We start from the raw sequence: 13,000 nt of genomic DNA, 5'->3' as shown, positions 1-13,000 counted from the left end.
GCGATGTTCCGCCGAACGTTCTGGTTCACCACCGGCGTCGCCGCCGGCGTGTGGGCCACCACCAAGGTCAACCGCAAGCTCAAGCAGCTGACGCCCGAGCACCTCGCCGTGACCGCGGCGAACAAGGCGATCGAGGCTGGCGGCCGGCTCAAGGACCGCGCCGTGGACTTCGCGCTCGAGGTCCGCGACAACATGGCCCAGCGGGAGGCCGAACTGGGCGACGCGCTCGGGCTCACCGCCCCCGTCGACCGCCAACTCCCCGCGCCCCGGAGCTACGCCGTCATCGAGAACCGCAACAGCCCCAAGTACGTCGAGGGCCCGACGCCCAAGCCGACGTACCCGACGTACCCGTACAACCGGAATGAGGACCACTGATGGAGTCGGCCGAGATCCGCCGCCGCTGGCTGAGCTTCTTCGAGGAGCGCGGGCACACCGTCGTCCCTTCGGCGTCGCTCATCGCGGACGACCCGACTCTGCTGCTCGTCCCGGCCGGCATGGTGCCCTTCAAGCCCTACTTCCTGGGTGAGGTCAAGCCGCCCTTCGACCGCGCCACGAGCGTGCAGAAGTGCGTGCGTACGCCGGACATCGAAGAGGTCGGCAAGACCACCCGGCACGGCACGTTCTTCCAGATGTGCGGCAACTTCTCCTTCGGCGACTACTTCAAGGAAGGCGCCATCAAGCTCGCCTGGGAGCTGCTCACCAGCCCCCAGGACAAGGGCGGTTACGGCCTCGACCCCGAGCGGCTGTGGATCACCGTCTACGAGGACGACGACGAGGCCGAGCGCATCTGGCACGACGTCGTCGGTGTCCCGTCCGAGCGCATCCAGCGTCTGGGCAAGAAGGACAACTACTGGGACATGGGCGTCCCCGGCCCCTGCGGCCCCTGCTCCGAGATCAACTACGACCGCGGTCCCGAGTTCGGCGCCGAGGGCGGCCCGGCCGTCAACGACGAGCGGTACGTGGAGATCTGGAACCTCGTCTTCATGCAGTACGAGCGGGGCGAGGGTCCGGGCAAGGACTACCCGATCCTCGGTGACCTGCCGAGCCAGAACATCGACACGGGCCTCGGCCTGGAGCGGCTCGCCATGATTCTGCAGGGCGTGCAGAACATGTACGAGATCGACACCTCCATGGCCGTCATCAAGAAGGCCACCGAGCTGACCGGCGTGGCCTACGGCGACGCCCATGCCTCGGACGTCTCCCTGCGTGTGGTCACCGACCACATGCGCACCTCCGTCATGCTCATCGGTGACGGCGTCACCCCCGGCAACGAGGGCCGCGGCTACGTGCTGCGCCGGATCATGCGCCGCGCCATCCGCAACATGCGCCTGCTCGGCGCCACCGGTCCGGTCGTCAAGGACCTGGTCGACGTCGTGATCGAGATGATGGGGCAGCAGTACCCCGAGCTGATCACCGACCGCGAGCGCATCGAGAAGGTGGCCCTCGCCGAGGAGAACGCCTTCCTCAAGACGCTGAAGGCCGGCACCAACATCCTCGACACCGCCGTCAGCGACACCAAGGCCGCCGGTGGCACCGTGCTGCCCGGCGACAAGGCCTTCCTGCTCCACGACACCTGGGGCTTCCCGATCGACCTCACCCTGGAGATGGCCGCCGAGCAGGGGCTCTCCGTGGACGAGGACGGCTTCCGCCGCCTGATGAAGGAGCAGCGGGAGCGCGCCAAGGCCGACGCCCAGTCCAAGAAGACCGGCCACGCCGACCTCGGCGCCTACCGCGAGATCGCCGACCGGGCCGGCGCCACCGACTTCATCGGCTACACCGACACCGAGGGCGAGTCCACCGTCGTCGGCATCCTCGTCGACGGCGTCTCCTCCCCGGCCGCCACCGAGGGCGACGAGGTCGAGATCGTCCTCGACCGCACCCCGTTCTACGCCGAGGGCGGCGGCCAGATCGGCGACACCGGCCGGATCAAGGTGGACTCCGGGGCCGTGATCGAGGTCCGGGACTGCCAGAAGCCGGTCCCGGGCGTGTACGTCCACAAGGGCGTCGTCCAGGTCGGCGAGGTCACCGTCGGCGCCAAGGCCCACGCCGCCATCGACGGCCGCCGCCGCAAGGCCATCGCCCGCGCCCACTCGGCCACCCACCTCACCCACCAGGCCCTGCGCGACGCGCTCGGCCCGACGGCCGCCCAGGCCGGTTCCGAGAACCAGCCCGGCCGCTTCCGCTTCGACTTCGGCTCCCCGTCCGCCGTACCGCAGACGGTCATGCTCGATGTCGAGCAGCAGATCAACGAGGTGCTCGCCCGCGACCTCGACGTACGCGCCGACGTCATGGGCATCGACGAGGCCAGGAAGCAGGGCGCCATCGCCGAGTTCGGCGAGAAGTACGGCGAGCGCGTCCGGGTCGTCACCATCGGTGACTTCTCCAAGGAGCTGTGCGGCGGCACCCATGTGCACAACACCGCCCAGCTCGGCCTGGTGAAGCTGCTCGGCGAGTCCTCGATCGGCTCCGGTGTGCGCCGTATCGAGGCCCTCGTCGGCGTGGACGCCTACTCCTTCCTCGCCCGCGAGCACACGGTCGTCAACCAGCTCACCGAGCTGCTCAAGGGCCGCTCGGAGGAGCTCCCGGAGAAGGTCTCCGCCATGCTCGGCAAGCTGAAGGACGCCGAGAAGGAGATCGAGAAGTTCCGCGCCGAGAAGGTGCTGCAGGCCGCCGCCGGTCTCGCCGAGTCCGCCAAGGACGTCCGCGGCATCGCCGTCGTCACCGGGCAGGTCCCGGACGGCACCACCGCCGACGACCTGCGCAGGCTCGTCCTCGACGTGCGCGGCCGCATCCAGGGCGGCCGGGCCGCCGTCGTCGCCCTGTTCACGGTGAACAACGGCAAGCCGCTGACCGTCATCGCCACCAACGAGGCCGCCCGTGAGCGCGGCCTCAAGGCCGGTGACCTGGTGCGTACCGCCGCCAAGACGCTCGGTGGCGGCGGTGGCGGCAAGCCGGACGTCGCCCAGGGCGGTGGCCAGAACCCGGCCGCCGTCGGCGAGGCCGTCGACGCCGTCGAGCGGCTCGTGGCGGACTCGGCCAAGTGAACGAGCGCGAGGACGGAGCCGTGGACGGTCCGGTGATGCGCCGCGGCCGCCGTCTCGCGATCGACGTCGGGGACGCCCGCATCGGGGTCGCCTCGTGCGACCCCGACGGGATCCTCGCCACTCCGGTCGAGACCGTCCCCGGCCGGGACGTCCCGGCCGCGCACCGCCGGCTGCGGCAGCTCGTCGAGGAGTACGAGCCGATCGAGGTCGTCGTCGGTCTCCCTCGCTCCCTCAAGGGGGGCGAGGGTCCGGCCGCCGCCAAGGTCCGCGGCTTCACCGAGGAACTGGCCCGCATGATCGCGCCCGTTCCGGTGAGACTCCTCGACGAGCGGATGACGACGGTGACGGCGAGTCAAGGGCTGCGCGCCTCGGGCGTGAGGTCCAAGAAGGGGCGTTCCGTCATCGACCAGGCGGCCGCTGTGATCATCCTTCAGCAGGCGCTGGAATCCGAAAGGGTGTCAGGCAGACCGCCTGGTGAGGGCGTCGAAGTGGTTGTCTGATCGCGATACGGTAACGTTCCGCGCGATGCGATGGTGTTCGAACAGCCACCGCACAGCAAGAGGTGGAACGGCAGCCGGGGTTCCAGGTGGCCGGGCGACCGCCGCCTCGCGGCTCTAGGGGATCGATGACTGAGTATGGCCGGGGCCAAGGCTCCGAACCGTGGCATCCGGACGACCCGCTGTACGGGGACGACGGATGGAGAGGACAGCAGGCCGAGCAGGGCCGGCACTCCTCCTACGACGGCCAGCCGCAGCACTATCCGCAGCAGCCGCAGACGCAGCAGCAGTACGGCGACTGGGGCACGGGCGAGCGCGACGGCTACGGCGGGCAGCAGTACCCGCAGTACGACCAGCAGTACGCGTCTCAGGAGCAGCCGCAGTACGACCAGAACGGCTGGCCCGTCGGCACCCACCCGCAGGACCCGTACGCCGGCGCCCCGGCGGACCCGTACGGGCAGCAGACCGGGACGTACGGCGGGGAACAGGCCGACTACTACGGGTCCCCCGATGCCTACCCGCCGCCCGAGCCGCCCAGCCGCCGCCGCACCGAACCCGAGCCGGAACCGGACTGGGACCCGGGACCCGATCAGGGTGAACACGCCTTCTTCGCGGGCGGTGGCGACGACGACGGCGACCAGGAGCCGGGCGACCGCCGTGGGCGCGGGGAGCGCCGGGGCCGGGGCGGCAAGGAGAAGCAACGACGCAATGGCTTCGCCTGCCTCGTGGTGGTTCTGGTCTTCGGCGGCGGTCTAGGCGGTATCGGGTACTTCGGGTACCAGTTCTACCAGGATCGTTTCGGCAGCGCCCCGGACTTCGCGGGGGCCGGCAACGGCGAGCAGGTGACCGTCACGATCCCCGCGGGCTCGGGCGGGTTCGCCATCGGCCAGGAGCTCAAGAAGATGGGCGTGGTCAAGAGCGTCGACGCCTTCGTCGCGGCTCAGTCCGCCAACCCGCAGGGCAAGACCATCCAGGACGGCGTCTACACGCTGCAGAAGGAGATGTCGGCCGCGAGCGCGGTCGAACTGATGCTCAGCCCGAAGAGCCGCAACAATCTGATCATCGCCGAGGGCAAGCGCAACGGCGCCGTCTACGAGCTGATCGACAAACGCCTCGGAGTGGAGCAGGGCACCACGGCCAAGGTCGCCGAGACCAAGTGGAAGAGCCTCGGCCTGCCCGACTGGGCCGCGAACCACGGGGACGTCAGGGATCCGCTGGAAGGCTTCCTCTACCCGTCCAGTTACGCCGTCGCCAAGGGCCAGAAACCCGAGGCCGTGCTGAAGCAGATGGTGGCCCGGGCCTCCGAGAAGTACGCGGAGCTGGACTTCGAGGGGAAGGCGGAGGGTCTCGGTCTGGAGGGGCCGTGGGAGCTGGTGACGGTCGCGAGCCTGGTACAGGCGGAGGGCAAGACCCACGACGACTTCCGCAGGATGTCCGAGGTCATCTACAACCGTCTCAAGACCACCAACACCGAGACGAACCAGTTGCTCCAGTTCGACTCGACCTTCAACTACCTGAAGGGCGAGAGCAATATCGACATCAGCGAGTCCGAGATCAACAGCAACAAGGACCCGTACAACACCTACACCAACAAGGGCCTGCCTCCAGGTCCCATCGGCAACCCCGGTGCGGAGGCCCTGCAGGCGGCGCTGAATCCCACGGACGAAGGCTGGATCTACTTCGTGGCCACCGACGGCGTGAACAAGACAGAGTTCGCCAGGACCCACGACGAGTTCCTGAAGCTGAAGGACAAGTTCAATGCCAGCTAGGCCCGCGGCCCGACGGGCGGCCGTTCTCGGCGCGCCGATCGCCCACTCGCTCTCCCCGGTGCTGCACCGCACCGCGTATGCGGAGCTGGGGCTCGAGGGCTGGACGTACGACCGCTTCGAGGTCGACGAGAAGGGGCTGCCGGGCTTCTTCGAGACGCTGGGCCCGGAGTGGGCGGGACTGTCGCTGACCATGCCGCTCAAGCGGGCGGTCATCCCGCTGCTCGACGGGATCAGCGAGACGGCGGCCTCCGTGGACGCGGTCAACACCGTCGTCTTCTCCGAGGACGGCCGCCGGACCGGCGACAACACCGACATCCCCGGCATGGTCGCCGCCCTGCGCGAACACGGGATCGAGAAGGTGGAGTCCGCGGCGGTCCTCGGCGCGGGCGCCACCGCCTCGTCCGCGCTGGCCGCGCTGGCCCGGGTCTGCTCGGGCGAGGTCACCGCGTACGTCCGCAGCGAGGTCCGCGCCGCCGAGATGCGGCAGTGGGCCGAGCGGCTCGACGTCGCGGTGCGCATCGCCGACTGGGACGACGCCGAGCGGGCCCTGAACGCCCCGCTGGTGGTCAGCACCACCCCGGCCGGCGTCACGGACACGCTCGCCCGGGCCGTCCCGGAGCGCCCGACGGCCCTCTTCGACGTGCTCTACGACCCGTGGCCGACGGTCCTCGCCGCCCGCTGGTCCGCGTACGGCGGCGCCGTGGTCAGCGGGCTCGACCTGCTGGTGCACCAGGCGGTGCTCCAGGTGGAACAGATGACGGGGTGTTCACCGGCCCCGCTGGAGGCCATGCGAAAAGCGGGCGAGCGGGCCCTCGCCGCCCGATAGGGCCTGTCTGACCATTCACGTCGTCGCCCGCAGGGCGGCAGGCGGGAATGGTCAGACTGGCCCTAGGATTCACCTTCGGTTCCGCAGGGGGCGGAACGAGGGAGGGGATGGCGTTCCATGTCCGCAGGCATGCCGCTGGCGTCGGTGAAGTCGCAGATATTCGAGTCCGTGCTGGGCTTCCTGCCCGACTGGGTGCAGATCACGGTGCTGGCGCTGATCGTGCTCGCCGTCGTGGTGTCCTGGGCCGTCAAGGTCAAGCGCAAGATCGCGCACCGTCGAGCCGTCCGCACCGGGCAGCCGATCCACGCGGCCGCCCAGTACGGCCAGGGGAGCGGCGCCGACCATCTGGGCCAGTACGCCCCGCAGCGGCAGGGCAGCGGGGCGGACCACCTGGGGGCGTACGCGCCGCAGGCCGACCGGCAGCAGAGCGGCTCGGACTTCCTGGGCGCCTACGCGCCCCAGCGGCGCCAGGGCGGCGGCCCGGCCTGATTCCCCCGCCGCCCGGCCCGTGATCGCGCCCGTCCGCCTGATGGACCGGCCGCCGGATCCGTCGCCCGGACGTGGGAGGATCGGAGGTGGCGGACCGGGGCCCGCGCACCCCGTCACGCCACAGCCGTACGCGAAGAGGCGCGTACGCAGGGCAGTACCGGGGCGCGAGCACGGAGGAGCACCGTTGAGCAGGTTGCGCTGGCTGACCGCGGGGGAGTCCCACGGTCCCGCACTCGTCGCGACGCTGGAGGGGCTGCCCGCCGGCGTGCCGATCACCACGGACATGGTGGCGGACCACCTCGCGAGGCGGCGGCTGGGCTATGGGCGCGGTGCCCGGATGAAGTTCGAACGCGACGAGGTCACCTTCCTCGGCGGCGTCCGGCACGGCCTCACCCTCGGCTCCCCGGTCGCGGTCATGGTCGGCAACACCGAATGGCCGAAGTGGGAGCAGGTCATGGCGGCCGACCCGGTCGACCCGGAGGTGCTGGCCGGTCTGGCGCGCAACGCCCCGCTGACCCGGCCCCGCCCCGGCCACGCCGACCTCGCCGGCATGCAGAAGTACGGCTTCGACGAGGCCCGGCCCATCCTGGAGCGGGCGAGTGCCCGGGAGACCGCGGCCCGCGTGGCGCTGGGCGCGGTGGCCCGGTCATACCTGAAGGAGACGGCCGGCATCGAGATCGTCTCGCACGTGGTCGAGCTGGCCGCGGCGAAGGCGCCGTACGGCGTGTACCCGACGCCCGCCGACGTGGAGCGGCTGGACGCCGACCCGGTGCGCTGTCTGGACGCGGACGCCTCGAAGGCGATGGTCGCGGAGATCGACCAGGCCCACAAGGACGGCGACACCCTCGGCGGCGTGGTCGAGGTGCTCGCGTACGGCGTCCCGGTCGGCCTCGGCTCGCACGTCCACTGGGACCGGCGCCTCGACGCCCGGCTGGCCGCCGCCCTCATGGGCATCCAGGCCATCAAGGGCGTCGAGGTCGGCGACGGCTTCGACCTGGCGCGGGTGCCCGGTTCCAAGGCGCACGACGAGATCGTCGCGACCGACGAGGGCATCAAGCGCGCCTCGGGCCGCTCCGGCGGTACCGAGGGCGGACTGACCACGGGTGAGCTGCTGCGGGTGCGGGCGGCTATGAAGCCGATCGCGACCGTGCCGCGGGCCCTGAAGACGGTGGACGTCGTCACCGGTGAGGAGACGGCGGCCCACCACCAGCGCTCCGACGTGTGCGCCGTGCCGGCGGCCGGGATCGTCGCCGAGGCCATGGTCGCCCTGGTCCTGGCGGACGCGGTGGCGGAGAAGTTCGGCGGCGACAGCGTCACCGAGACCCGCCGCAACGTGCGGTCGTACCTCGACCACCTGGCCATCCGGTGAGCCCGCTGATCGTGCTCGTCGGCCCGATGGGCGTGGGCAAGTCCACCGTCGGGCAGCTGCTCGCCGAGCGGCTCGGCGTCGGCTACCGGGACACCGACGACGACATCGTCGCCGGTGAGGGACGCACCATCGCCGACATCTTCGTCGACGACGGCGAGAGCGCCTTCCGCGCGATCGAGAAGCGGGCGGTGCGCACCGCGCTCACCGAGCACGACGGCATCCTGGCCCTGGGCGGCGGCGCGATCCTCGACGCCGACACGCGTGCGCTGCTCGCCGGAGAGCGGGTCGTCTACCTGTCGATGGACGTCGAGGAGGCGGTCAAGCGCACCGGCCTCAACGCGGCACGCCCCCTGCTCGCGGTCAACCCCCGCAGGCAGTGGCGCGAGCTGATGGAGGCCCGGCGGCACCTGTACGAGGAGGCCGCCACGGCCGTCGTGCCCACGGACGGACGTACGCCCGAAGAGGTCACCGAAGCCGCCTTGGACGCACTGGAGTTGAAGGAAGCATGAGCAGCGAGGCAGTGACAAGGATCCACATCGGCGGCACGGCGGGCACCGACCCGTACGACGTCCTGGTGGGCCGTCGACTCCTGGGCGAACTCGGCGGGTTGATCGGGTCCAAGGCCAAGCGGGTCGCGATCGTGCACCCCGAGTCGCTGGCCGAGACCGGTGACGCGCTCCGCGCCGACCTGGCCGGACAGGGCTACGAGGCGATCGCCATCCAGGTGCCCAACGCCGAGGAGGCCAAGACCGCCGAGGTCGCCGCCTACTGCTGGAAGGCGCTCGGCCAGTCCGCCTTCACCCGCACCGACGTCATCGTCGGCGTGGGCGGCGGAGCCACCACGGACCTGGCCGGATTCGTCGCCGCGACCTGGCTGCGCGGAGTGCGCTGGATCGCCGTCCCGACCACCGTGCTCGCCATGGTGGATGCCGCGGTCGGCGGCAAGACCGGCATCAACACCGCCGAGGGCAAGAACCTGGTGGGCGCCTTCCACCCGCCCGCCGGTGTGCTGTGCGACCTCGCCGCGCTGGACTCCCTCCCGGTCAACGACTACGTGTCGGGGCTCGCGGAGGTCATCAAGGCCGGCTTCATCGCGGACCCGGCGATCCTGGACCTCATCGAGGCCGACCCGCAGGCCGCCCGCACCCCGGCCGGCCCGCACACCGCGGAGCTCATCGAGCGCTCGATCAGGGTCAAGGCCGACGTCGTGTCGTCCGACCTGAAGGAGTCGGGCCTGCGGGAGATCCTCAACTACGGTCACACCCTCGGCCACGCCATCGAGAAGAACGAGCGCTACAAGTGGCGCCACGGGGCGGCGGTGTCGGTGGGCATGCACTTCGCCGCCGAACTGGGCCGTCTGGCGGGCCGTCTCGACGACGCCACCGCCGACCGCCACCGCACGGTCCTCGAATCGGTCGGGCTGCCGCTGCACTACCGCTACGACCAGTGGCCCAAGCTGCTGGAGAACATGAAGGTCGACAAGAAGTCACGCGGCGACCTGCTGCGCTTCATCGTCCTCGACGGCCTCGCCAAGCCCACGGTGATGGAGGGACCGGACCCGGCCGTGCTGCTCGCCGCGTACGGCGAAGTGGGGGAGTAGTCCCGGGGATTGGCGTTCGCCTCGCCGTGACGGGCACTCATCACCGCCCCCGGCCGTTCACACAACGACGGCAGGGGGCGGTACCGTTCGGTAGCGCGCGGGGTACCTCCCTGCTGTCAGCGCCCCAACGCCTGTACGAGACGGAGTGGCACCGGATGCAGCACGCAGTGGGTTCTCCGCTGCCGCCGCCCCATCAGCCGGGGCACGGACCGGCCGTCGGCTGGTCACCGGCCGCACACCACCCGGGCCAGCACCCGGGAGCGCACCAGGGACCAGCCCCTGCGCCCGTGCCGCCTCCGGCACCGGGCTATCCCGCACCTCCGCCCGGGCCCCTCGCGGGCCCGCGGCACGCCTCCATGCCCCCGCCGCCGGACACCACCGGCCATGTGTCACTGCCGCCCGGCGGCCCCGTCGCCATGCCGAGCCCCCCGCAGGCCCCCGCGGCACCCGACCCGGCCGGCACGACCATCGCCGTGCTGCTCATAGGGCCCGCGGGCGCCGGCAAGACGAGCGTGGCCAAGTACTGGGCGGACCATCGCCGGGTCCCGACCGCCCACATCAGCCTCGACGACGTCCGCGAGTGGGTCCGCTCCGGTTTCGCCGACCCGCAGTCCGGGTGGAACGACAACTCCGAGGCTCAGTACCGCCTCGCCCGCCGCACCTGCGGTTTCGCGGCGCGCAACTTCCTCGCCAACGGGATCTCGTGCATCCTCGACGACGCGGTCTTCCCCGACCGCCCGGTCGTCGGCCTCGGCGGCTGGAAGCGGCACGTGGGCCCCGGCCTGCTGCCCGTGGTCCTCCTGCCGGGCCTCGACATCGTCCTGGAACGCAACGCGGAACGCTCCGGCAACCGCCGCCTCAGCGACGAGGAGGTCGCCCGCATCCACGGCCGTATGGCCGGCTGGTACGGATCGGGACTCCCCATCATCGACAACTCACAGCTCGACATACCGGAAACGGCCCGCATCCTGGACGACGTCCTGGCCAGGTCAATCGCGAGCCCCCCGCAGTGGTAACCGCCGGCCTGCGCGTCCGACCGAGTGCGCGGCGCGTCGGCGTCCGTACCACCCGCGTCCGCGCTGTCAGGGGACCGCTGCGCCCACCCTCCCCCACTCCCGGCTTCGCTCGAGCGGGGAGACCCCCATCCCCCCAGCGGCACGACTGCCCGCACCTGGGTCGGCGTGGTCTTTCCTACCCGCGGTCGGCCACTGCCACGACGCTCCCGCAGCCGCCGACGCACCGGAGCGGGGCGTGGTGGTGCGGCGGAGCCCGCCGCTTACCCGGTCCCGGCCGGCGTTCACCGTGTCGGCACGGGAAGGGCGCGACCGCGGCGGGCTCGCCGCACCACCACGCCCCCGACCCACCAGCGCAGCCGAACGCGCCGCACCCCCAGCCGAACGCGTCGCGCGCAGTCGCCGAACGCGCCGCAGCCGCAGCCGAACGCGTCGCGCGTAGTCGCCGAATGCTCCGCAGCCGCAGCCGAACGCGTCGCGCGCAGTCGCCGAACGCGCCGCAGCCGAACGCGTCGCGCGCAGTCGCCGAACGCTCCGCAGCCCCAGCCGAACGCGTCGCGCGCAGTCGCCGAACGCCCCGCAACCCCCACTCGGCAACCCCCACTCGGCCCCGCTCGACCGGCGACATCCAGCCACCGCTCCTACGCTCGAATCATGTCAGAGGTCTACGCGGTCCGCCGGACGCGGCTACGGGAATGCTGCAACGCGGCCGGCAGCGCGGCGGCGCTGGTGTCCAGGCCCGCCAATGTGCGCTACCTCGCCGGTGCCGCCCCCGAGGGCGCCGTGCTGTTGCTGGGCAGGACCGAAGACCTGCTGGTGTGCGCCGGTCCGCCCGACGACCGGTCACCGCACAACCGGCCCGACGAGGCGCTGCGCCTCCACCTCGTGCCCGGCATCGGCGGTGACCCCGCCGTCGCGGCCACCGGCCTCGCCGTCGGCCAGGGTGTCGACTCCCTCGCCGTCGAGGAACACCATCTGACCGTGGCCCGGCATCGCGAGATCCGTTCGGTCGCCCCCGGGCTGCGCCTGACCGGCATCGCCGGCGCGGTCGAACAGCTGCGGGTGGTCAAGGACGAGGAGGAGATCTCCTGTCTGCGCATCGGCGCGGAGATCGCCGACCAGGCCCTCGGCGAGCTGCTGGAGTCCATCCTCGTCGGCCGCACCGAACGGCACCTCGCCCTCGAACTCGAGCGGCGCCTGGTCGACCACGGCGCCGACGGTCCCGCCTTCCCCACCTCCGTCGCCACCGGCCCGAACGCCGGGCGGCCCGGTCACCGGCCCACCGACCGGCGCGTCGAGGAGGGGGACTTCCTCTCCGTCTGCCTCGGCGCCACCTACCGCGGCTACCGCTGCGAGATCGGGCGCACCTTCGTCATCGGCACGGCCCCCGCGGACTGGCAGATCGAGCTGTACGACCTCGTCTTCTCCGCCCAGCGCGCCGGACGCGAGTCCCTCGTACCCGGCACCGCCTGCCGTGACGTGGACCGCGCGGCCCGTCAGGTGCTGGACTCCGCCGGGTACGCCGAAGCCCTCCCGGTGATCACCGGTCACGGCGTCGGACTCGAAATTCACGAGGACCCTCAATTGACCCCTGCGGCCATGGGTAAACTGGACGCTTGTGTGCCGGTCACCGTCGAACCGGGGGTCCACCTCCCGGGCCGGGGCGGAGTCCGGATCGATGACACGCTCGTCGTACGCCCCGAGGCGGACGGCGGACCCGAGCTACTCACCATCACGACCAAGGAGCTGCTCGCGCTCTAGCCTCGCGCTGCGCGCCTGCCCCCGGGTCGTCCACGTCAGTCCAGTCCAGGAGATTCCGCAACCGTGGCTTCCACGAACGACCTCAAGAACGGCATGGTGCTCAAGCTCGAAGGCGGCCAGCTCTGGTCCGTCGTCGAGTTCCAGCACGTCAAGCCCGGCAAGGGCCCGGCCTTCGTGCGCACCAAGCTCAAGAACGTGCTCTCCGGCAAGGTCGTCGACAAGACCTTCAACGCCGGCGTCAAGGTCGAAACGGCCACCGTCGACAAGCGCGACATGCAGTTCTCCTACATGGACGGCGACTACTTCGTCTTCATGGACATGGAGACCTACGACCAGCTCATGGTCGACCGCAAGGCCGTCGGCGACGCCGCCAACTTCCTCGTCGAGGGCTTCACGGCCACCGTCGCCCAGCACGAGGGCGAGGTGCTGTTCGTCGAGCTGCCGGCCGCCGTCGAGCTGACCATCCAGGAGACCGAGCCGGGCGTCCAGGGCGACCGCTCCACCGGCGGCACCAAGCCGGCCACCCTGGAGACCGGTCACCAGATCCAGGTCCCCCTCTTCATCACCACCGGTGAGAAGATCAAGGTCGACACCCGCACCAGCGACTACCTCGGCCGGGTGAACAGCTAACC

12 protein-coding genes are annotated in these 13,000 nt (G+C 71.3%); all 12 read left to right on the top strand.

Annotated features, from left to right (window positions below; all coding sequences use genetic code 11):
* The first annotated feature begins 3 nt into the window (after positions 1-3).
* Positions 4-375: a hypothetical protein gene (locus IE178_RS05775; protein ID WP_184765649.1), complete on the top strand. Its 372-nt coding sequence runs from the start codon at positions 4-6 to the stop codon at positions 373-375.
* Entirely contained in the window at positions 375-3,044 is a 2,670-nt protein-coding gene (gene alaS / locus IE178_RS05770) for an alanine--tRNA ligase (protein ID WP_193511533.1), read from the top strand. The genes IE178_RS05775 and alaS overlap by 1 nt, the downstream gene beginning before the upstream one ends.
* Positions 3,045-3,079: 35 nt before the next feature.
* On the top strand, positions 3,080-3,544 hold the full coding sequence (gene ruvX / locus IE178_RS05765; protein ID WP_184765711.1) for a Holliday junction resolvase RuvX: 465 nt from the start codon (positions 3,080-3,082) through the stop codon (positions 3,542-3,544).
* Between the two features lie 125 nt (positions 3,545-3,669).
* Positions 3,670-5,310 carry an endolytic transglycosylase MltG gene (mltG, locus tag IE178_RS05760; protein ID WP_193511532.1) on the top strand — a complete coding sequence of 547 codons (1,641 nt, stop codon included), beginning with the start codon at positions 3,670-3,672 and terminating at the stop codon, positions 5,308-5,310.
* On the top strand, positions 5,300-6,136 hold the full coding sequence (locus IE178_RS05755; RefSeq protein WP_193511531.1) for a shikimate dehydrogenase: 837 nt from the start codon (positions 5,300-5,302) through the stop codon (positions 6,134-6,136). The genes mltG and IE178_RS05755 overlap by 11 nt, the downstream gene beginning before the upstream one ends.
* A 117-nt stretch (positions 6,137-6,253) precedes the next feature.
* A complete protein-coding gene (locus IE178_RS05750) occupies positions 6,254-6,625 on the top strand; it encodes a hypothetical protein (RefSeq protein ID WP_193511530.1) in 372 nt (123 codons plus the stop codon).
* A 184-nt stretch (positions 6,626-6,809) separates the two neighbouring features.
* A complete protein-coding gene (gene aroC / locus IE178_RS05745) occupies positions 6,810-7,994 on the top strand; it encodes a chorismate synthase (RefSeq protein ID WP_193511529.1) in 1,185 nt (394 codons plus the stop codon).
* A 26-nt stretch (positions 7,995-8,020) separates the two neighbouring features.
* The gene (locus IE178_RS05740) at positions 8,021-8,503 is read left to right on the top strand and encodes a shikimate kinase (protein WP_184765712.1); all 483 of its coding nucleotides are present in this window, start codon (positions 8,021-8,023) and stop codon (positions 8,501-8,503) included.
* Positions 8,500-9,594 (top strand): 3-dehydroquinate synthase, encoded by a 1,095-nt coding sequence (gene aroB, locus IE178_RS05735; RefSeq protein ID WP_193511528.1) that lies wholly within the window; start codon positions 8,500-8,502, stop codon positions 9,592-9,594. The genes IE178_RS05740 and aroB overlap by 4 nt, the downstream gene beginning before the upstream one ends.
* 155 nt (positions 9,595-9,749) lie before the next feature.
* Positions 9,750-10,610, top strand: a complete 861-nt coding sequence (locus IE178_RS05730; RefSeq protein ID WP_193511527.1) for a Pro-rich N-terminal domain-containing protein — start codon at positions 9,750-9,752, stop codon at positions 10,608-10,610.
* Positions 10,611-11,261: 651 nt separating this feature from the next.
* A complete protein-coding gene (locus IE178_RS05725; RefSeq protein WP_184765657.1) occupies positions 11,262-12,368 on the top strand; it encodes an aminopeptidase P family protein in 1,107 nt (368 codons plus the stop codon).
* A gap of 63 nt (positions 12,369-12,431) precedes the next feature.
* Positions 12,432-12,998: an elongation factor P gene (efp, locus tag IE178_RS05720; protein ID WP_006131211.1), complete on the top strand. Its 567-nt coding sequence runs from the start codon at positions 12,432-12,434 to the stop codon at positions 12,996-12,998.
* Positions 12,999-13,000: the final 2 nt, after the last annotated feature.

Source organism: Streptomyces griseoloalbus, assembly GCA_014650015.1.
In the GTDB taxonomy this organism is placed as follows: domain Bacteria; phylum Actinomycetota; class Actinomycetes; order Streptomycetales; family Streptomycetaceae; genus Streptomyces; species Streptomyces griseoloalbus.
The sequence above is the reverse complement of the archived record's forward strand: the minus strand, read 5'-3'. Positions and strand labels throughout refer to the sequence as shown.

Excerpts from the sequence above, each read along its gene's own strand:
- IE178_RS05775 (WP_184765649.1), top strand. The coding sequence starts at position 4 with ATGTTCCGCCGAACGTTCTGGTTCACCACCGGCGTCGCCGCCGGCGTG.
- alaS (WP_193511533.1), top strand. The coding sequence starts at position 375 with ATGGAGTCGGCCGAGATCCGCCGCCGCTGGCTGAGCTTCTTCGAGGAG.
- ruvX (WP_184765711.1), top strand. The coding sequence starts at position 3,080 with ATGCGCCGCGGCCGCCGTCTCGCGATCGACGTCGGGGACGCCCGCATC.
- mltG (WP_193511532.1), top strand. The coding sequence starts at position 3,670 with ATGACTGAGTATGGCCGGGGCCAAGGCTCCGAACCGTGGCATCCGGAC.
- IE178_RS05755 (WP_193511531.1), top strand. The coding sequence starts at position 5,300 with ATGCCAGCTAGGCCCGCGGCCCGACGGGCGGCCGTTCTCGGCGCGCCG.
- IE178_RS05750 (WP_193511530.1), top strand. The coding sequence starts at position 6,254 with ATGTCCGCAGGCATGCCGCTGGCGTCGGTGAAGTCGCAGATATTCGAG.
- IE178_RS05740 (WP_184765712.1), top strand. The coding sequence starts at position 8,021 with ATGGGCGTGGGCAAGTCCACCGTCGGGCAGCTGCTCGCCGAGCGGCTC.
- aroB (WP_193511528.1), top strand. The coding sequence starts at position 8,500 with ATGAGCAGCGAGGCAGTGACAAGGATCCACATCGGCGGCACGGCGGGC.
- IE178_RS05730 (WP_193511527.1), top strand. The coding sequence starts at position 9,750 with ATGCAGCACGCAGTGGGTTCTCCGCTGCCGCCGCCCCATCAGCCGGGG.
- IE178_RS05725 (WP_184765657.1), top strand. The coding sequence starts at position 11,262 with ATGTCAGAGGTCTACGCGGTCCGCCGGACGCGGCTACGGGAATGCTGC.